Here is a 19,494-nt window from a genome sequence, read left to right as displayed (position 1 = left end):
CTCATCGATTGTGAATAAATCCCTAATATCTGACGGTTGGCAACTTTAGAACTCTAAAATCGGCCAGTCAGGTTTACGATAGTAGCGCACCATATCGTCAAATTTCCGCAATTCCACCCGCCGAACACACAGGGGCGCTGATTCCTCTTCTAGGGCTTCCTGACTTAATTTCGATAGCGTATCAGCAAGGCGATCACGATCTAATTCTGGTGAGATTTCACCAAAATATCCCAGGGTAATGTGAGCGGTAAAGTGATATTGTTGCTCAATGCCTAAGGCAATGAGACCTGAACTTTGGTAGATAGAACGGCGAAAATCTAACATGCGTTTGTAAGAATCTTCGTCCTGGGGTGCCAAACATACGGCGATCGCACGAGGACGAACCATGATTCCTAAAAGCTGCCAACAAATCGGATTACCGCTACTGAGTAACTTCTGATACTGCTGAAAACTTTCCTCAATGCGAACCTGTAGTTGCTCCTCAAACTTGGGATTTTGACTCTCGCGATCGCGGAAGGCACTATCCCAAATTAAATCCGCCAGAGTTAAATGAAAGCTCTCTGGAGGTACCAGTACGATTAAACCAGGGTCTAGTTCCTGCAACAGCTTTTTTTGCAGCACTTGTAAGGGAGTGTAGAATGCAGAATTCTCCGACTCTTCTTCCCAGGGAGGAGTTACTACTGAGTACCCTGGAAAAGGTACCGGCTGTCTGCTGCCGTCTGGGAGAGGCTTAAACTTGGGTGACTCTTGAATATGTTGCAACTGGGATTTATACGTTGCTGGCAGCGTCAACCGTGCCACCCGATTTAAATAGGTCTGAAACGTCTCGTCCAATCTTGATCCCCTCGCTAACCTTGGGTGTTTACTATGCCAATTTACCTCTACTGGGGAGAAGATGACTTTACCCTGACACAAGCTGTAAACCAACTGCGTGAGTCATTCCTCGACCCCAACTGGGCTAATTTTAACTATGACAAAATTCCCCCCGACCAACCAGATGCTGTGATCCAAGGGCTAAATCAAGCGATGACTCCGCCTTTTGGTATGGGTAAGCGTCTAGTCTGGTTAGTAAATACAACAGTATGCCAGCAATGTTCAGAAAATTTGCTGGCAGAACTAGAGCGTACTCTACCTTTGATTCCAGAAGAGTCTATTTTGTTACTGACAACGCACAATCGACCGGATGGGCGTCTTAAATCAACTAAACTGCTGCAAAAGTATAGCGTAATCCAGGAGTTTTCTCTCATCCCCCCTTGGAAAACCGAAGAACTGGTGCAACGGGTACAATCCTGTGCTAAAGACATTGGCGTTCGATTAACCCCTGATGCTGCAACACTTTTGGCAGAGTCAGTGGGTAACGATACTCGACAGCTATTCAACGAATTGGCAAAATTGCAACTTTATGTCGGCGATTCAGCCCAACCCTTAGAGGCAAAAACTGTTGCAAGCTTAGTGACAGCCAATACGCAAAACAGTTTGCAACTCGCCACAGCCTTGCTTCACGGAGATGGGGCAAAAGCCTTAGGATTGGTAGCTGACTTGATCAATAAAAATGAACCCGCTTTGAAGATTGTTGCTACCTTAATCGGGCAGTTTCGGACTTGGCTATGGGTAAGGTTGATGATCAGTGAGGGGGAACGCGACCAAAAAGCGATCGCGACGGCGGCGGAGGTGGGGAACCCTAAACGCATTTATTTTCTCACCAAAGAAGTTCAGCCCCTTTCCCTCGCTCAACTGACTTCAACCTTGCGGGTGCTACTAGAGTTAGAGTTTGAGCTGAAAAGAGGTGGCGAACCCCTAGCAACCCTCCAAACGAAGGTCATACAACTTTGCCAAGTTTGTCAAAATTAGTAAAAAGGGATTGGATATGAAATTTTTTGGTAAGATTCATATTTTATTTGCATTTTACAGACCCATGATTTCCCCATTACCACCACTCCCGGCTCCATTTCCTTAAAATTCATGCATTCTGAGGAACTTCTGCCCCGTAAAATAATTCAAAAAAAACTAGCCCCCAGTGGTATTCGTTCCTTGTATCTTTGGTCGCACGCGATCGTCATGATGAATTCTTCTTGTTCTCGATCTTCCTTCACTCGAATTTTCTCCCAGTCCCTACTGATAGGAACTCTCACAACTATTAGCTTACTTTCGGGACTCACACCTGGGCTGTCTAGAGACTTCCATACCGTCGTCTTTAGTTCGTCAGCCCAAGCTCAAGCTGTTAATGATGATGAATTGACAAGATACGTTCGTGCTTCTTTAAGAATTGAAGCTCTGCGCCTAGCTACTTACGAGGAGATTAAAAGAGCTAACAATGGAACAGTTCCTGAAATTCGCTCTTGTTCATTGCAAGGACTTTCCAGTAATGTTGCTTCTATTTGGAAGCGTTTCTGTACTCAAGCTGAAGGTTTAATCGAGAAAGAGGGTATCTCGAATAGCCGCTACAACGCTATTACTAAGATGCGGCAAGAAGATCCGGCTTTAGAAAAACGGGTGCTCATGCAAAGAGATCAGCAGCTGAATCGTTCTTAGTTTCTTAATGAGCCAATCTTAGAGATTATATCGCCAGATAGAATGTTGCTTTCAGGATTGACCTGCGTCCTGTACCATCTTTAAATGTGTGAACAACCCCTTCACTCAAAAAGCGCCAACCATATTTAATTTCAGCCAAATTCAGAAGGGTAATAAAGTGGAGCAGAAAGCAACTTCTCTCAAGTCCCTCGGTTTATCTGTGGGGTTCTTCCCCATCGTCCTATCCCCTATCCTCACCAGAACTCCAGCCTCACTTTTGTTGATGGCTATTGGGGGGTTCGCTGGAATCACAGCAATTTTGACTGGATGTGGTTCTAATTCAGCGTCTGAGTCTCCCACCCCTACTCCCATGGTGACATCAGCGAGTTCAGAGGACATCGAAAATTATGCTAGAGCCATTCTCGCGATCGAGCAAATTCGTCAGGCTGCCTCTGAAGAAATTCAGAAAATGACGAATAACGAGACGATTCCTGATGTTACCTGCACTAAACCAGAGTCCCTCGCTGCTCTGTCGAAAAATATTCAAGGGATTGCTGTCAACTACTGCGAACGCGCCAAAAAATTTATTGACGAAACAGAGGGCTTGACAATGGATAAGTTTAATGAAATAACGTCAAGCGCCCAATCCAATCCGGAATTACAACAACGCATTCAAACTGAGTTAGTTCGTCTCCAAGGCAACTAATTCAAGTGTTCTTCTGAATTTCTTTCTTATGCTGACTTTTACACAACGCCTGAGTGCTGAGGTAGACATCCCTGTCAGCTTTAGCCTCGCGCTGACGGCGGAGGAACGGACTCGGACGCGCCACCGTTTTGAAGTGCCTGAGGGTCAAGTGATCTATTTGCGCTTACCACGAGGCACTGTTCTCCACAACGGGGATTTACTGAAATCTGAAGGGGGTGATGTTGTTGTGCGGATTGTCGCTAAGCCAGAACCTGTAATCACGGTGACCTCCCAGACGCCAGTAGATTTATTGAGAGCGTCCTATCATTTAGGGAATCGCCATGTGCCTCTAGAAGTTACTCCTCACTATTTACGCTTGTCCCCTGACCCTGTTTTGCAGGCAATGCTGGAACAGTTAGGCGTGGCAGTTAAGGAGGAGGTTCTACCCTTTCAACCGGAAAGGGGGGCTTATGGGCATCATCATGCTTCAGGACTTGAAGATTAAGATTGGGGATTGGAGATGAGGCTAATAGCGAATGGATCATTCAATCTATTAGACCTCTCTAGAAATTAGATTTCAGCGCAGGTAAAACAAGGGTTTCAGGTTCTTTTTTGGAGATGTCTATAACACTGAGCCATGAATCATCAGCAATCTCCGAATTCTCTATTGAATTTGTTGCAACTGGCTAGCCCAGCGCTGCCGGTGGGTGCTTATAGTTATTCGGATGGTTTGGAAACCTTGGTTGAAGCGGGTGTGGTCAATACTCAGAGAAGCTTGTGGCAATGGCTAGAGCAAGAACTGCGGTATGGAGCGATTCGCTTAGAAACAGCGGTGATGATCCGAGCTTATCAGAGCGTTCTGAGTGAGAATATTGAGGCGTTGGGCTACTGGAATGCTTGGCTGACGGCTGCCAAGGAAACGACTGAGTTGCGGGCGCAAAGTTGGCAGATGGGTAACTCTGTGATCCGGCTGTTTCTAGATTTGTCGCCTCCACTTCCGACCAATGCTACCCTCTCTCTACAAGATTTGGCTTCGGCGGCGGGTACACCTTGTAATTATGCGATCGCATTTGGCCTTGCTGCTGCCTACTGGCAAATTGACCTCACAGCCTCTGTATTAGGTTACTTACACAGTTGGGCTTCTAATCTGATCAATGCTGGGGTCAAACTCATCCCCCTAGGGCAAACAGCGGGTCAACAGCTCTTGCTTGAACTGAACACAGGCTTAATTGGATGCACTCAAGAGATTTTAGCCTTACAGGATGAACAATTAAGTAGTTGTGGCTGGGGATTGGCACTTGCGAGTATGGCACACGAAACCCAGTACACGCGATTATTTCGGAGTTAGCTAAAGAATTATGTCGCGTGACTCAACCAATGTGAACCATGAATTCAGTAGATCTACTGATATACAAGGACTCCGTAGGCGATCGCTAGCTCTAGGCTAACGCCACTTGACTGGCGATTCTTGATATGATGAGATTGAGGAGAAGACCGAAAGCTCAATCCGAGTAGACCCATTCTTCCTGACCCATAAGTTGCTCTAGCCAATTTCTCAAATAGATGTAAGTTGAGCGGACTCGTTAAATCGGCAACGGCTAATTCGACATTTTGGTCGAGAAGAGTTATTCCTCTTTACGTAGATCTCTCCAATGGAATATGATCTATGCTGGGGAAGCAGTATAGATTCCAAAACCCTATCTAAATATATTTGCCAGCTAAACGAAGAATAAGCTGGAACAGGGTTTTTTCACCCAGGGTGTTAATAAGGGTGTTTTTTATCCGTCAAGTCTAGTGAAAACACGCTTGATCAACTCTCAGCGCTAACCAAATCTATCAATCTACCACGGCGGCAACCTACCTTACTTTTTAATACCGCCATTGCAACACAGTTGATGAAAAGCTGGCTTCAGGGTTTTTGAGCTTTCCTCATCAATGCTGGTATTTTGCAGTCCTAAAAGTTTAGGTTTTCTGCAATACAGGGTTTTCCAGACCATGGGGTCTAGGTATTGTGCTACCGAAGTCGAGATGACTCATCGCGTCATTCTCAATAGACTGAATTACACAAAGCGATAGCCATTTAGCAGGTACACCTTCTAGGTGTATTACACCCAACTGCAATCCACTATATCATGCCAGATTATTACCTGCAACCTATTATTGTGTTTGCCTCTTCCTTGCCTAGATGGAGCTTCAGCTATTACGTAGCGAAAATAAGGGTTAGCGCCGCCTGTACGCCACGCATAACCTTGCCCCGTCCGAAGGTTTGGGAAGTCATCAAGGCCGCATCAGCAAAACCAGTTGTATTACGACTAGCCAACCGACTCGGACATACTTTCTGCATGAGGTTGTGGACTCCATCTATCACATTCCAGTTTTGGTGATTGCGTATTACAGGGCTTGAGCTAGGGGAAAAAGGATGTGGAGTTAGTGAATCAGCCCCCAATTGACTAACAACTCAGTCCGCTCTCTGGTCATGAATCCCTTTACTCTTACAGTCGAGGCCTTTGTCACAATGCTTATTCCATCATCTATCAGTTCGCTGAAGCCCTTGATGACAACGAACTATGAAGTCGTTAGCATCGCTGAACTGTCAGAGCAAATACAGGCTTATAGTCAAGAGCGATTTACAGGTTGGTTGGATTTAAAACTTGAAAATATCCAAGATCAGCAATGGAGGCTGTATTTCTGTCTAGGAAGTTTAATTTGGGGCACGAGTACGGTGCATCCAATTCGCCGTTGGTATCGGCAGTTATCTCGCCACTGCCCACGAGTCGTAGCGGGTAAAGAGTCAACTCCGAGGCATTGGCCGGACTACGATGTCTTAGCAGACTGGGTCAAACAAGGCAAATTTCAACCGGAACAACTACAGGCGGTCGTGGAAGACCAAATAATGGAGATCTTGTTCGACATCATTCAATGGGGAGAACAACTCCGCTATCGTTCTGGAGGAGAACGACTTTCAGGAGGAGAACTACTTTATCGCAGATGTCTGGGAGAGAACCCTAAAGATTCAAAAATTGTCATGATTCCCGCCGTTCAGGCTTGGCGGTACGCTCTGAAATTATGGGAGGCTTGGCAGCGAGCTGGATTAGAAGATGTTTCTCCAAATCTAGCTCCGGTTCTTTTAAAGCCTGAAAAATTGCGAGAACAGACCTCTCTGATTGTTTACCGCAACCTCAGCACTCTGGCTGATGGCAATCAAACCTTCCGAGATTTATCTGTCAAGATGAACCGGAACTTGTTGGCATTGATTCAACCCATCTTGCCCTGCGTTCGTCAAGGGTTGATTGGATTGAGAAAAGTAGAGGACTTCAGCTATTCCCTGAAGAGAACTACATCCACCACCGATAAGCCACGAGAGAGTACAACAGCCGTCAACCCGGAACAACCTGTCAACCCGAAACATCAAGCCTCTGGCCCTTTAGTTGCCTGTATTGATGATAGCCGGATTGATAGCCTAGCCATGCATAAAATTCTCACCGAGGCTGGCTATCGCTGCATTAATATTTACGACCCTGTGCAAGCTTTGCCGATATTACTCGAAAAAAAGCCTGACCTGATCTTCTTAGATTTGGTCATGCCCGTTGCTAACGGGTATGAAATTTGTTCCCAAATTCGTCGTATTTCGGTTCTCAAAGACACACCGGTAATTATTCTCACAAGCAATGACGGAATCGTAGACCGTGTGAGGGCAAAAATGGTGGGTTCCTCAGGCTTTTTAGCCAAGCCCATCAATGCAGAAAAAATGCTGAATATGCTACGGGTGCATCTACAAAAATCTATCCAATCATCAACACCTATCCCATCCATGAAAGATAAAAGCGAAGACCCTCTTTCTACTCAATCTCATCAATCTCAATTGATAGACAAAAGTTTTCCCCAACCTTTGTGAAGTATTTCTATTCGCAGATTACAAGAGGTGGGCACCCCAAAAAATGAGCTTCTATCCAGGAAGATTGGACTAACAAAAAGCGGCTTACCACCAATTCCGCTTTCCTCTCATCGCAACTTTACAAATATGACAGAGTTTTCTAGCAGGATTTTGAGATGACTACAGTCCTTTTAGTTGAAGATAGCTTAACAGAAACAGAGGTGCTGACCCAATACCTCAGGCAGGCTGGTTTAACAGTGGTCAGTGTCAAAAGTGGTGAGGAGGCTCACATCAAACTCCAGTTGCAGAAACCGGATTTGGTGATTCTCGATGTCATCTTACCAGGGCAAAGCGGGTTTGAACTCTGCCGAGAGCTCAAAGCGAATGCCAATACCCAAAAAATTCCTGTCGTAATTTGCTCGACCAAAGGAAGCAAAGCCGACAAACTTTGGGGTTCAATGCTAGGAGCAGATGCCTACATTCCCAAGCCCGTAAATCAGCAAGAACTGATGCAAACAATCCAGCAATTAACGACAGTTTAGACATGAGTCCAAACAGGGGTTGAAAGTTAGCAGGTTGATGTGTTCAAACCTACCCCTACAGGGAACGCTCTCGCGTTCAACCTTCAACCCCTAACGTTTGACTGATGAAAACAACCCGATTTAGAAATGCTCACCTCCATGTTTGCCAGCTCAACCGCAACGAGTCTTGACCCTCTAACCTTAGAGCCACTACCTCCAGAAACTCGCCAGCGGCTGCTTCGCTTTCCCTTGGGTTCGCAAGACAGTGCGCTGCTGCCCTTAGAGCAAATTGCAGAAATTCTCAGGTTAAACGTGGCGGAAATTCTCCCCGTCCCAGAAATGCCCAGTTGTGTTTTGGGAATTTGCAATTGGCGCGGAGAAATGCTCTGGCTAATAGACCTCAACCATCTTGTCGGCAATCCGCCCGTATCCTGGGCATCCGGAGCCTCTCCTGTTGCCATGGTGGTTCAGGTCAATAACCAATCGGTGGGTTTGGTGGTACAGCAAGTCAACGACATCGAATTACACGACTTGCAGCAACTTCAGCCAGCAGCCATTGGCTTATTTCCGCCCAGGCTTCTGCCTTTTATCTTAGGGGCTTTGCCTGGAGACAACGGCACTGTCTTGGATGTCACAGCCATTACAAGGAGTCCGATATGGAAGGTACACCAAAGAGGAGTTTCCTGAGGACTTTACACTTAGCCTCTCTTTCAACAGCGCGATGGCTGAGGCAACTCAGGAGCAGTTTTAGCTCAAAACCACTCATCCCAGAGAAGCCGTTAGAAAGCTTACCACGGCTTCCCCCTGCACTAGCCCCTGATCATGAGTTAGAAAGCTTATCCCGGCTTCCACCTGCACTAGCTCCTGATCATGAGTTAGAAAGCTTATCCCGGCTTCCCCCGGCATTACCCCCGATTAATTGGTATCCAGAACGGTATCTCAGCCAAAGTCCGACACTCGTGCCTGTTCCCTCAAATGGTAATTTCTCTGTGCCTTTGCCATTGAGAACCGCTCTTGTGCGTGACTTACTCTGTACCTCAATGGCGACATTTTCTAAGAATCAGTTTTTGCTACCTGGAGGGCAGCCGAATAACGGAACGGGAAACACGCTCATAGAAACCACTCCAGACGATCCAGGAATGCCCTACCCGTCCTGTTCCGATTTAACAGGACATCCAGACGAGGAAAGTACGGAAGAGGAGGAATCCTCTCCCAGCCATTCCGAAGCGGACGATCCATCTTTGCCCTCGCCTCACCCCGTCAGCGCACCCTTATGTCTTCCTGAGGTGAGTGTATCGGACGGTGACACCTCATCCGATTTTCATCTCGACACCGCTCTACCTGAGAACACCGATCTTCGCGACGAATTTACTCAACCCGATCTCGAAACAACTAAAACTTTAACCATGCACACAATTGACCCATCGGAACATATCCTCAACCCTGAACCCCAGCACAAACTCTCCCAGAGTCATGTCAATGGCGATTGGGCTTCTACCGGAGCCAAGGGTAACCTTCCCCTTTCCCTCGACATGGAGGAATACTTAAAGCGCGAACGTCAGTGGTTATTAAATCTGGCCGAACGGATGCGCCAAGCTTCAACTTTTGACACGATTAATACCCTGCTCGAAATTACGATTACAGAGGTTCGCGACCATTTAAAATTAGACCGGGTTCTGATTTATCGTTTCCAGAGCGAAACCCACGGAGTCGTGATGGCTGAATCGCTGTTGACTGGGTATACCCCTAGTTCAGGAGCATTTCTGCCAGCTCTGATCTTTGGTGGTAACAATCAGAAAGAGTTCTACCAGCAACAAGCGGTTACTCTGAGTCCTCGCGACTCATCTACGACGACTCCTTACCAAATCCAACTGCTCAAACGCTACCAAATTGAAGCCAGCCTGAGTTTGCCCATCATTATAGATAAGCGAGTGTGGGGCTTACTGGTTGTTCAGCAATGCTCGACTTCAAGGCCTTGGCAGGAAGCTGAAATTAACCTGCTTTATCAGATTGTCACTGAAATAACGCTTCACCTTCAGCTCGGAGAAGTTCGCAACCAAAAGCAAAGAAAGATTGAGCTGGAAAAAGCCATCGGTAAAGTCTCGGCGAAAATCCTAAAAAACATTCTCCGCTCTTTGGATGTTGCCACTGTTTTTAGCAGCGCGACGAAAGAAATCCGGCAGCAGCTACAGTGCGATCGCGTAGCCGTCTATCGCTTCCTTCCGGACTGGAGTGGTGAGTTTATCGCAGAGTCAGTCGGACCAGACTGGGTGCCATTGGTCGGGCCTAATATCCAAAAAATTTGGGCTGATACCTATTTGCAAGAGACGGAGGGCGGTCGGTATCGCCATGAAGAAACCACTGCCGTCGATAACATTTACACGTCGGGTGTTACCCAGTGTCACATTGAGTTGTTGGAGCAATTTGAGGCGAAAGCTTATCTGATCGCGCCTATTTTTGAGGGAGAAAAGCTGTGGGGGTTGCTCGCGGCCTTCCAGAACTCTGGAGCGCGTCACTGGGAAGACGCGGAAATCAGTATGTTAGCGCTGATTGGCCGACAGTTTGGTGTCGCGCTACAGCAGGCAGAATACTTGGAAAAACTTCAGACTCGAACAGGGCAACTCTCTAAAATAGCCGAGCAAGAGCGCTCGGCAGCTCGTGTCATTGACAAAATTCGCCAAACCACCGATATTGACACGATTTTCAAGACGACTACCCTAGAAGTCCGTAAATTCCTCGACGTGGAGCGAGTCACCATCTACAAATTCCGCGAGAACTATTTTGGTGACTTTGTCACAGAATCCGAATCTGGGGGTTGGCCAAAACTGGTGGGCAGTGGTTGGGAAGACCCCTATTTACACGAAAACCGAGGCGGTCGCTTCCGCAACAACGAACCCTTAGTGGTGGATGATGTCTACCATGCCGGCTTAACCGAGTGTCATGTAGAAGCCTTAGAGGAATTTGGCGTCAAATCTTGCCTGGTGGTTGCCATTTTCCAAGGCTCAAAGCTCTGGGGTTTGCTTTCCGCGTTTCAAAACAGTGGGACTCGCCATTGGCAAGAGAGCGAAGTCAAGCTGATGATGCAGATTGCTGACCATTTAGGAGTGGCTCTCCAACAAGCCGAATACCTCAGACAAGTCAAAGCCCAAACGGAGTGGCAGGCGAAAGAAGCACAACGGGAGCAAGCCTTAGCCAAAGTAATTGACAAGATTCGCCAGAGTTTAGACATTGATGCCATTTTCACAACAACCACCCAGGAAGTTCGCAAACTGCTCAATGTGGAGCGAGTCACCATCTACAAGTTCCGCGAGGACTATTTTGGTGACTTTGTTACGGAATCCGAGTCTGGGGGTTGGCCGAAACTGGTGGGCAGTGGTTGGGAAGACCCCTATTTAAGCGAACATCAAGGGGGCCGGTTCCGCAACAACGAAGCGTTAGTGGTCGATGATGTCTACAACGGCGGCTTAACCGATTGCCATGTAGAAGCCCTAGAGGACTTTGGCGTTAAATCTTGCCTCGTGGTTGCCATTTTCCAAGGCTCAAAGCTTTGGGGCTTGCTGAGTGCGTTTCAAAACAGTGGCTCTCGCCATTGGGAAGAGAATGAAGTCAAGCTGATGATGCAAGTTTCTGGCCACTTGGGAGTGGCTCTCCAGCAGGCGGATTACCTCAAGCAAGTTCAAGCTCAAAACGAGCAACTTGCCAAAGAGACACAGCGGGAGCGAGCACTAGCCAGGGTGATTGACAAAATTCGTCAAACTTTGGATATCAAGACCGTATTCAAAACAGCCGCGCAAGAAATGCGAATCCTCTTGGGTGTTGATCGTGTGACCATCTACAAGTTCCGCGACGACTATTTCGGTGACTTTGTCTTTGAATCGGAGTTTGGAGGATGGCCCACACTGGTTGGTAGTGGTTGGGAAGACTCCTACATTCAAGAACATCAAGGCGGTCGGTTCCGCAACAACGAACCGCTTGTGGTGGATGATGTGTACAACGGCGGCTTGAGTCAGTGCCATGTGGATGTTTTGGACGACTTTGGCATCAAATCTTGCCTAGTCGTGTCTCTCTTCCAAGGGCAAAAACTCTGGGGTTTGCTCAGTGCGTTTCAACACACCGGTCCCAAGCATTGGGATGAGAGCGAAGTCAAGTTGCTCATGCAAGTTAGCGCCCAACTCGGAGTGGCTCTGCAACAGTCGGAGTACCTAACGCAGTTGGAGGAACAATCCCGGCAGATCTCCAAAACCGCAGAGCTGGAGCAAGCCACCAACAAAATTGTCTCCAAGATTCGTCAGTCCTTGGAGATAGAGCAAATTTTCCGGACAACCTGTACAGAAATACGCCAACACCTGAAAGCTGACCGGGTGGGTGTGTTCCGTTTTCACCCTGACTCTGGCTTTAATAGTGGGGAACTGGTTTCCGAAGATGTTGGAGCAGGCTATACTCCGGCGATGTCTATCGAGGTAGAAGACCACTGCTTTGGCGAGAAGCACGCGGAAAATTATCGCAAGGGTCGGATCTGGGCCGTTACCGATATTTACAAAGCCAATCTCGCCGATTGTTATATTTCCACCCTTTCTCAATTCCAAGTGCGGGCTAATCTGGTTGTACCGCTGATGCAAGGAACCGAATTGTTGGGCTTGCTCTGTGTTCACCAGTGTAGTGGGCCACGTCATTGGCATAAGGACGAGATGCAGTTTGCCAAGCAAATTGCCCTTCAGTGTGGGATGGCTCTGGAGCAGGTGCAGTATCTGAAAAAGGTGGAAGAGCAATCCACCCAGCTCGCGACAATGGCTGATACCCAGAAGGTGGTGGCGAAAATTCTCACCCGGCTCAGTCAATCTCAGGACTTGGACTCGATCTATCGCACTACGAACCGAGAAGCTCGGCAATTGCTCAAGTGCGATCGCGTCGCCGTCTATCGCTTCGATCCGGACTGGAGTGGTCGGTTTGTCGCTGAGTCGGTAGCCAAAGGCTGGGTGCAACTGGTGGGACCGGAAGATATCCAAACCGTCTGGCCTGATACCTATTTGCAAGAAACTCAAGGCGGTCGATATCGCAACCGTGAAACCTTTGTGGTGGATGATATCTACACTATTGGTCACTCTGAGTGTCACCTGGAAATCTTAGAGCAATTTGAAGTCAAAGCTTATGTGCTTGCGCCAATTTTTGTCGCAGACAAGCTGTGGGGTATACTCGGTGCCTACCAAAACACGGGGCCACGTCAATGGAATAATGCCGAAGTTACAGCTCTAACTCAAATTGGGCAAGGGGTGGGCACAGCTTTGCAACGGGTGAATTACCTGGAGCAACTGGAGCAGCAGTCCAATAAATATGCCAAGCTGGCTGAGCGAGAAACCAACTTCATCAATCTGCTTTACAAAACAGGGCAGCGCATTGCTGAGCATTTGCAGCAGGGAACCCTCAACCCGAATACTCTATTGCGTGCCACGGCTCAGGAACTCCGGTTATTGCTCAAAGCGGATCGAGTAGCTGTCTATCGCTTCCATCCGAATTGGAGTGGGGAATTTGTAATTGAAGATGTCGGCGGCTCCTACATGAGGTTGGTAGGCAGTGAATGGGCGCAGGTGACCGATTCGCTGTTGAAGGAAACCAAGGGGGGCATTTATCGGAAAAATGAAGTAAGTGTGGTCAACGACATCACCGACAGCAATAGTTTGACCTTTGAGCAGCAGGCACTGGAGCAGTGGGGGGTCAAATCTTATGCGATCGCTCCTCTATTTAATGGTGATCAGCTCTGGGGCTTACTAGCGGTTTACCAAAATAGTGAACTCCGAACCTGGGAGGAAGGTGAGGTTAAGCTCTTGGTACAAATGGCTACACAGTTGGGTATTGCCCTGCAACAGGCCGAATCTCTCGACCAAATCCAGCACCAGTCTCAGCAGCTTGCGGAAGCGGCGCAACGGGAAAAAGCGGATAAAGAAGCATTGCAGCATGAGGTGTTACAGTTACTCTCTGCCGTGCGACCCGCTTTGGAAGGGAATCTCACCGTTCGAGCTCCGGTGACCGAAAGTGAAGTGGGTACGGTAGCAGATGCCTACAACAACACCCTGCAAAGCCTGCGTGCCATTGTCCAACAGGTGCAAGACTCTTCTCGCAAGGTTGCCCAAACCTCTCAAGAAAGTGATGTGGCACTCACCAGTCTCACGGAGCAAGCGCAAAAACAATTCCAAGCCCTCGAACAAGCCCTGGATCAAATCCAGACGATGGTTGAATTTACCCAAGGGGTGGGGAATAGCGCTCAACAGGTGGAAGCCTCTGTCCAACAAGCCAACCAAATCGTCCGGACTGGGGATGAAGCCATGAACCGCACCGTGGATGGAATTTTGGCGATCCGGGAGACGGTGGCGGAAACCAGTAAGCGGATCAAGCGCTTGAGTGAATCGTCCCAGAAGGTTTCCCGTGTGGTCAACCTAATTAGTAACTTCACCACTCAAACCCAACTCTTGGCTCTCAATGCTTCGATTGAAGCCACCCGCGCCGGGGAATATGGACGTGGTTTTGTGGTGGTTGCTGATGAAGTGCGAACTCTGGCGCGTCAGTCGGCTGAGGCGGCGACTGAAATTGAGCAGTTGGTTCAGGAGATTCAGAAGGGCACCGCTGAGGTTTCTACGGTGATGGAGACCGGTATCCAACAGGTGGCTCAAGGTACAAATCTGGTCACAGATGCCCGTCAAAATCTCAATGCGATCATTGAAGCAACTAGTCGAATTAGCCAATTGGTAGATGGTATCACCAACGCCACGCAGCTACAGACTCAAGAGTTTCAATCGGTTACTAAAACCATGACAGAAGTAGCCACAATCGCAAACAAAACCTCGGAGGATTCCAAGGACATTTCCTCCTCCTTTAAGGAGCTTCTAACCATGGCTCAAAACCTTCAGCGCCACGCTGACCAGTTCAAGGCCAATTAATGGTTAATCGGTAATGGGTAATGGGTAATGGGTAATGGGTAATGGCACACCAAACAATTACCCATTCCCCTTTCATACTGCTCGTAATAATCACTCTTTGTGATTACTACAAACCGCTTTCACACTTCATACGTCAAATGACTAATGACCCAAGCATTCGCGAACAAAGTTACCGATACTTTCTTCAAGAAGCACCGGAACTTTTGCAAGTTTTAGAACAAGATTTGCTCACTCTCCGAGAAGACTACAGCATCAATAAAATTCATAACCTGATGCGAACCACCCACACCCTGAAAGGGGCGGCGGCTAGTGTTGGGTTGGAAACGATCAAAACAGTTGCTCATTCGTTGGAGGACATTTTCAAAGCCCTCTTCAACCCCGATTTGTCGATTGACCCAGATATTGAAGCCTTACTGTTTGAGGGTTATGAGTGCCTCCGTCTCCCCCTCAATGCTGAACTGACGGGCGGGAATATCAATGATGGGGAGATTCTTGATCGCACGGCTGCTATTTTTGCCCAACTGCAAGAGAAGTTAGGGGACTGTTTTGGTGCAGAATCTCACATTCCTAGCTCCATAGAATTGGGCTTTGATGTCACCCAGTCCATTTTTGAAGTGGGGGTGAATCAACGCTTAGAGGAGATTTCGGCTGTGATTGCTAGTGCTGAGCCAGCTGCGGTCGCCACCACGCTAAGAACCCAAAGCGAAGTGTTCCAAGGACTGGCTGAATCCCTGAATTTACCTGGATTTGGCGCGATTGCCGAAGCCACGGCCCGGGCTTTAGATGACCATCCCGATCAAGTCATGCTGATCGCTCAAACGGCGTTGGCAGATTTCCAAACCGGACAAGAAGCGGTACTCAATGGCGATCGCACCCAAGGGGGTCAACCTTCTGCACTTCTACAACAACTGAGCGGACTCCAACCCTCTACGGAGATAGAGATTGAGTCATTAGAAGTACCGGATGAAGACTCGGTGCTCACGAGTGATTGGACGGAGTCAGGAACGGACTTATTTAATTACTCCGGTGTAGAAGTCGAGGTCTATAGTGAGTCATCTCTATCCAATGAGCTACAGTCCCCAGACTTCTCTGCATTCGAGAGTTTTAGCCTGAGCGACACTGTACCCGAAGTGGTGTCGGATGCACAGGAGAGTGATACTTTCCAGACTGCAACGTGGACTTCTCAATCCGAAGTACATTCTTTCCGCAGTGCCTCTGATTCAGAGTTGAACTTAGGTGAATCTCCAAAGGAAGCATCACCCAACTTGCTTTTAGAATCCATCTGGGGGGAAACCGAGGAAACAGACACAGGCAGAGAACGGGAAATACACCCACAAGCAGAAGAGGTTACCGCCTCATCTCGTCATCGTGTCTCCTCACCCTCGACTTCTGCGACACCACCCAATTCAATTTCTCGCACAGTACGGGTCAATGTCGAGCATTTAGAACACCTCAATTATGCGATCGGGGAATTACTCACCAACCAAAATCGCCAATCCCTGGAAAACGAGCAACTGAAAGCTTCCGTTCGCACTCTCCTCGCTCGTCTACAGCAACATCAGCAACAGCTCAATGAATTACAGGATTGGTCTGATCGTCAATTTATTGATGTAGAACAACGGCAGATGGGGCAACGGTTACAGCGTGAGCGATTGAGCGTTGAAGGGGGAGCGCTTGGCGTTGCTGGAACAGCGGCTTGGACGAGCGTTCGTCCTGTTACCCTAACCTTACCTAACCCCGAACACCGTTTCGATTCCCTGGAATTAGACCGCTATACGGAAGTCCAACTCCTGGTGCAATCGATTCTGGAAGATGCTGTGCAATTAGGAGAAGCCACTGAGGCGATTGACTTATTCACGAAGCAGTCTCAGCAGACTCTGGAAAAACAACGTCGGCTGTTATCCGGTACTCGTGATGCTCTGATGGAAGCGCGGATGTTGCCTTTGGCAGAAATCTTTGGTCGCTTTCCTCGTGTCTTACGACAATTGGAAGTTTCTCACAACAAGCGAGTCGAACTTGAACTTCAGGGGACGGAAGTCTTGGTCGATAAACTGGTGGCTCAGAAGCTTTATGACCCCTTGCTGCATCTGGTTCGCAATGCGTTTGACCACGGGATTGAGTCCTCCAGCATTCGGCAAAAACGGGGCAAGCCTCAAAAAGGTCAGATTTCCATCAGTGCTTCTCATCGAGGCAGACATTTGGTGATTGAAGTCCGGGATGATGGTCAAGGGTTGGATTTTGATAAGATTCGTCAACGAGCTGTAGAACAGCAGTTCTCACCGGAACGGGTGAGTGCGCTGAATGAGGCTCAGCTCACGGATTTACTCTTTGAGCCTGGATTTTCTACGGCTTCTGAGGTCAACGACCTTTCCGGCAGAGGTGTAGGGTTGGATGTCGTGCGTGCCCAGTTGGATTCCCTCCAGGGTTCAGTTGGGGTTGAATCGGAGGCGGCAAAGGGGACAACTTTTACCCTGCAAATTCCGTTGAACCTGACTATTGCCAAGTTGCTGATTTGTCAATCTGGCAACCACATCTATGCCTTGTTCACAGATGCGATTGTTTCTATTTTGATTCCTCAAGCCAATCAGATTCGAGCTTGGGAAGGGGGCAAAGTTCTGCGCTGGAATCAAGGAATTGATGGCTTTAGTAAAGCTGCTGTTTCAGAGTTAGAAAAATTATCAGCTAACGCACCAACGTCTGAGCGACTGATTCCGGTACACTCATTGGCGAACGTTCTGGATTATTTTTCATCTCCATCCCCCTTGAATTTTCAGCCAAAACCTTCCTTTTTACATCAGGAACAAACACGACCGGTGATTCTCCTGCGCTGCGTAAAGCAAGGCTATCCCGTCGGGGAAGATACGCTGATAGGATTGGAAGTAGACCAGCTCATTGGGGAACAAGAGTTAGTCATCCGTCCCTTGGGAGGTATGATGGTGCCACCCAGTTATGTCTATGGCGGCAGTGTTCTCGCAGATGGTCGGTTAACGCTGGTGCTTGATGCAGCGGCTTTGAGCCAGTATGTATTGGAGCAACAAACCGGTAGAGGTACTGAAGAACATTTTGCCACTTCGACGGCTCATCTTCTGTCCGGAAGTCCGCAACAGCGGCTCTTACCACCCCAGCATCGTGCAGCCTTACCCCCACCCCCCCCGGCTGAAGTCAGAACCAAACAAAACAAAATGGTTCTCCTGGTAGATGACTCCATTACCCTACGCCAAACGTTGAGCTTAACCTTACAAAAGGCTGGCTATCCAGTGCTGCAAGCCAAGGATGGTTACGAAGCGATCGAACAACTTCGGGTTCACACCGATGTTGAGTTAGTGATTTGCGATATTGAGATGCCTCGCATGAATGGGTTTGAGTTTCTCAAACACCGTCAGCAAGACTCTGCTTTGGGCACAATTCCTGTCGTCATTTTGACTTCTCGCAGTGGTGAAAAGCACCGTTTAATTGCTACGGAATTGGGAGCAACAGGCTATATTACTAAGCCTTTTCTAGAACACCAGTTGTTAGAGACGGTGAACAGTGTCATGGAGAAACAAAGCTGAATTCCAAATGTGAAGGATTAAGTGGGATGAATTAATAAAAATCCCCATCCATCACTTTTTTATCTCTTGATTCTCTTGGCGGTGAAGTGTGTATTGGGAGCATCCCAAATAGGCAAAATTCAAGAAGGGTGAGCAGAGTTTACCTCTATAGTCTCCCCAGCTCCCCCTTCATCCTTGATTTCTCATTGACAAGTCTTTGAGGAGATAGCCAATAATTTCTGAAACCTCAAAAAACAACTTAGAACAAAGATGCAAAACGATCCAACCAGCGACAAATTTATTGTTTTTAGAATTGCGGATTGTCTCTTAGCGCTGCCGATGAACAATGTGCTGAAGGTTATCAATTCTCCTTCTATCAATAGTGGCGGACTTAGAGCAATGGGTTTAATTCAGCTAGGTCGCCATACCATTAGGGTTTTGGATTTGTATCACCAATTAAGCCCAAAGCAGCCATTGCCGTCATCTGGAAACCAACCTTTTTTAGTGATTACTCGTAGTCCTCAGGGAGAACTGTTGGGAATTTCGGTCGATGAACCCCCCAATTTGATGGAATTACCCAGAGACAGTCTGCGGAGTGTTCCTCAGTCTGAGCGTCAATCGGGTGTCAGAAAGCTGATTAGCCATGCCGCCGTTATATCCCAAAAACAAGCCACAACCACAATTTTTTTGCTGGATTTGAAACACGCTGGAGAATAGTGCTTGTAAACTACCCTAGGTAAGGAGAGAAACTGATAGTGTTAATCTAAAATCTACAATCTAAAATCACTATGAGTGCTTTTCGCGTCGGCATTGCTGGCCCTGTGGGTTCGGGGAAAACGGCTCTACTCGATGTGCTGTGTAAGGCGCTGCGGACATCCAATCAAATCGCCGTGGTCACCAATGATATCTATACTCAAGAAGATGCTCAGTTTTTGGTGCGAAGTCAGGCATTAGAGCGCGATCGCATCCTTGGTGTTGAAACCGGCGGTTGTCCCCATACTGCCATCCGTGAGGATGCCTCCATGAATCTAGCCGCCATTGAACAACTAGAACAACGCTTCACGAATCTAGACTTGGTGTTCTTAGAAAGTGGCGGCGATAACTTAGCGGCGACGTTCAGTCCAGAATTGGTGGATTTAACCCTCTACGTGATTGATGTTGCAGCGGGAGATAAAATTCCCCGTAAAGGTGGCCCAGGAATTACCAAATCAGACTTACTTGTAATTAATAAAATTGATTTGGCTCCGATGGTGGGTGCAGACTTGGGTGTCATGGAACGCGATGCCAAAAAGATGCGCGGCAACAAACCCTTTGTTTTTACCAATTTGAAGACTCAAGAAGGACTCCCAGCCGTGATTGATTTTATTAAGTTGCATATAGGCTAGTTTACCGAGGTAGAAATAATCCTTGACAGTTGGGGACTGTTTCATAAAATATTGGT

General features: G+C 47.8%; 15 protein-coding genes. 12 read left to right on the top strand and 3 right to left on the bottom strand.

The window, feature by feature from the left end; translation table 11 throughout:
- Nucleotides 1-45: 45 nt before the first annotated feature.
- Nucleotides 46-834, bottom strand: coding sequence for a hypothetical protein (locus tag MIC7113_RS09300; protein WP_015181919.1), 789 nt, complete (start codon nucleotides 832-834; stop codon nucleotides 46-48).
- Between the two features lie 33 nt (nucleotides 835-867).
- On the opposite strand from MIC7113_RS09300, the gene holA reads away from it, so the two are divergent.
- The 5 genes from holA (at nucleotide 868) to MIC7113_RS09275 (ending at nucleotide 4,544) form a co-directional block, all read left to right on the top strand.
- Nucleotides 868-1,851, top strand: a complete 984-nt coding sequence (holA, locus tag MIC7113_RS09295; RefSeq protein WP_015181918.1) for a DNA polymerase III subunit delta — start codon at nucleotides 868-870, stop codon at nucleotides 1,849-1,851.
- Nucleotides 1,852-1,962: 111 nt separating this feature from the next.
- Nucleotides 1,963-2,532, top strand: coding sequence for a DUF4168 domain-containing protein (locus MIC7113_RS09290; RefSeq protein WP_015181917.1), 570 nt, complete (start codon nucleotides 1,963-1,965; stop codon nucleotides 2,530-2,532).
- 157 nt (nucleotides 2,533-2,689) lie between these two features.
- A complete protein-coding gene (locus MIC7113_RS09285) occupies nucleotides 2,690-3,217 on the top strand; it encodes a DUF4168 domain-containing protein (RefSeq protein WP_015181916.1) in 528 nt (175 codons plus the stop codon).
- A gap of 28 nt (nucleotides 3,218-3,245) precedes the next feature.
- A complete protein-coding gene (gene ureE, locus MIC7113_RS09280; protein ID WP_015181915.1) occupies nucleotides 3,246-3,701 on the top strand; it encodes an urease accessory protein UreE in 456 nt (151 codons plus the stop codon).
- 132 nt (nucleotides 3,702-3,833) lie between these two features.
- Nucleotides 3,834-4,544 carry an urease accessory protein UreF gene (locus tag MIC7113_RS09275; RefSeq protein WP_015181914.1) on the top strand — a complete coding sequence of 237 codons (711 nt, stop codon included), beginning with the start codon at nucleotides 3,834-3,836 and terminating at the stop codon, nucleotides 4,542-4,544.
- A gap of 53 nt (nucleotides 4,545-4,597) precedes the next feature.
- Here MIC7113_RS09275 and MIC7113_RS36120 read toward each other — a convergent pair whose 3' ends face one another.
- Nucleotides 4,598-4,747, bottom strand: coding sequence for a hypothetical protein (locus MIC7113_RS36120; protein WP_155897968.1), 150 nt, complete (start codon nucleotides 4,745-4,747; stop codon nucleotides 4,598-4,600).
- A gap of 649 nt (nucleotides 4,748-5,396) precedes the next feature.
- Nucleotides 5,397-5,540 (bottom strand): hypothetical protein, encoded by a 144-nt coding sequence (locus MIC7113_RS36115; RefSeq protein ID WP_015181913.1) that lies wholly within the window; start codon nucleotides 5,538-5,540, stop codon nucleotides 5,397-5,399.
- A gap of 210 nt (nucleotides 5,541-5,750) precedes the next feature.
- Between MIC7113_RS36115 and MIC7113_RS09270 the strand changes: the two genes are divergently transcribed.
- The 7 genes from MIC7113_RS09270 to ureG all read left to right on the top strand — a co-directional run bounded on the left by MIC7113_RS09270 (nucleotide 5,751) and on the right by ureG (nucleotide 19,438).
- On the top strand, nucleotides 5,751-7,091 hold the full coding sequence (locus tag MIC7113_RS09270) for a response regulator (RefSeq protein ID WP_063822977.1): 1,341 nt from the start codon (nucleotides 5,751-5,753) through the stop codon (nucleotides 7,089-7,091).
- A 155-nt stretch (nucleotides 7,092-7,246) separates the two neighbouring features.
- Nucleotides 7,247-7,612: a response regulator transcription factor gene (locus MIC7113_RS09265; protein WP_015181911.1), complete on the top strand. Its 366-nt coding sequence runs from the start codon at nucleotides 7,247-7,249 to the stop codon at nucleotides 7,610-7,612.
- A 126-nt stretch (nucleotides 7,613-7,738) separates the two neighbouring features.
- Entirely contained in the window at nucleotides 7,739-8,278 is a 540-nt protein-coding gene (locus MIC7113_RS09260) for a chemotaxis protein CheW (RefSeq protein ID WP_041779970.1), read from the top strand.
- A complete protein-coding gene (locus MIC7113_RS09255; RefSeq protein WP_015181909.1) occupies nucleotides 8,248-14,523 on the top strand; it encodes a GAF domain-containing protein in 6,276 nt (2,091 codons plus the stop codon). Before MIC7113_RS09260 ends, MIC7113_RS09255 begins: the two co-directional genes overlap by 31 nt.
- Nucleotides 14,524-14,660: 137 nt before the next feature.
- Complete coding sequence (locus MIC7113_RS09250) at nucleotides 14,661-18,074, top strand: hybrid sensor histidine kinase/response regulator (protein WP_015181908.1); 3,414 nt, start codon at nucleotides 14,661-14,663, stop codon at nucleotides 18,072-18,074.
- Between the two features lie 249 nt (nucleotides 18,075-18,323).
- On the top strand, nucleotides 18,324-18,770 hold the full coding sequence (locus MIC7113_RS09245; protein WP_015181907.1) for a chemotaxis protein CheW: 447 nt from the start codon (nucleotides 18,324-18,326) through the stop codon (nucleotides 18,768-18,770).
- 71 nt (nucleotides 18,771-18,841) lie between these two features.
- On the top strand, nucleotides 18,842-19,438 hold the full coding sequence (gene ureG, locus MIC7113_RS09240; RefSeq protein ID WP_015181906.1) for an urease accessory protein UreG: 597 nt from the start codon (nucleotides 18,842-18,844) through the stop codon (nucleotides 19,436-19,438).
- Nucleotides 19,439-19,494 lie beyond the last annotated feature (56 nt).

The sequence above is a fragment of the Allocoleopsis franciscana PCC 7113 genome (genome assembly GCF_000317515.1).
In the GTDB taxonomy this organism is placed as follows: domain Bacteria; phylum Cyanobacteriota; class Cyanobacteriia; order Cyanobacteriales; family Coleofasciculaceae; genus Allocoleopsis; species Allocoleopsis franciscana.
Note: the sequence above shows the minus strand (reverse complement) of the source record. Positions and strands in the feature narration are given on the sequence as shown.

What these genes read in the sequence shown, in the direction of transcription:
- MIC7113_RS09290 (WP_015181917.1), top strand. Translation starts at nt 1,963, where the DNA reads ATGCATTCTGAGGAACTTCTGCCCCGTAAAATAATTCAAAAAAAACTA.
- holA (WP_015181918.1), top strand. Translation starts at nt 868, where the DNA reads ATGCCAATTTACCTCTACTGGGGAGAAGATGACTTTACCCTGACACAA.
- MIC7113_RS09265 (WP_015181911.1), top strand. Translation starts at nt 7,247, where the DNA reads ATGACTACAGTCCTTTTAGTTGAAGATAGCTTAACAGAAACAGAGGTG.
- MIC7113_RS09260 (WP_041779970.1), top strand. Translation starts at nt 7,739, where the DNA reads ATGCTCACCTCCATGTTTGCCAGCTCAACCGCAACGAGTCTTGACCCT.
- ureG (WP_015181906.1), top strand. Translation starts at nt 18,842, where the DNA reads ATGAGTGCTTTTCGCGTCGGCATTGCTGGCCCTGTGGGTTCGGGGAAA.
- MIC7113_RS09270 (WP_063822977.1), top strand. Translation starts at nt 5,751, where the DNA reads ATGACAACGAACTATGAAGTCGTTAGCATCGCTGAACTGTCAGAGCAA.
- ureE (WP_015181915.1), top strand. Translation starts at nt 3,246, where the DNA reads ATGCTGACTTTTACACAACGCCTGAGTGCTGAGGTAGACATCCCTGTC.
- MIC7113_RS36115 (WP_015181913.1), bottom strand. Translation starts at nt 5,540, where the DNA reads ATGCAGAAAGTATGTCCGAGTCGGTTGGCTAGTCGTAATACAACTGGT.
- MIC7113_RS09275 (WP_015181914.1), top strand. Translation starts at nt 3,834, where the DNA reads ATGAATCATCAGCAATCTCCGAATTCTCTATTGAATTTGTTGCAACTG.
- MIC7113_RS09255 (WP_015181909.1), top strand. Translation starts at nt 8,248, where the DNA reads ATGGAAGGTACACCAAAGAGGAGTTTCCTGAGGACTTTACACTTAGCC.
- MIC7113_RS09250 (WP_015181908.1), top strand. Translation starts at nt 14,661, where the DNA reads ATGACTAATGACCCAAGCATTCGCGAACAAAGTTACCGATACTTTCTT.
- MIC7113_RS09245 (WP_015181907.1), top strand. Translation starts at nt 18,324, where the DNA reads ATGCAAAACGATCCAACCAGCGACAAATTTATTGTTTTTAGAATTGCG.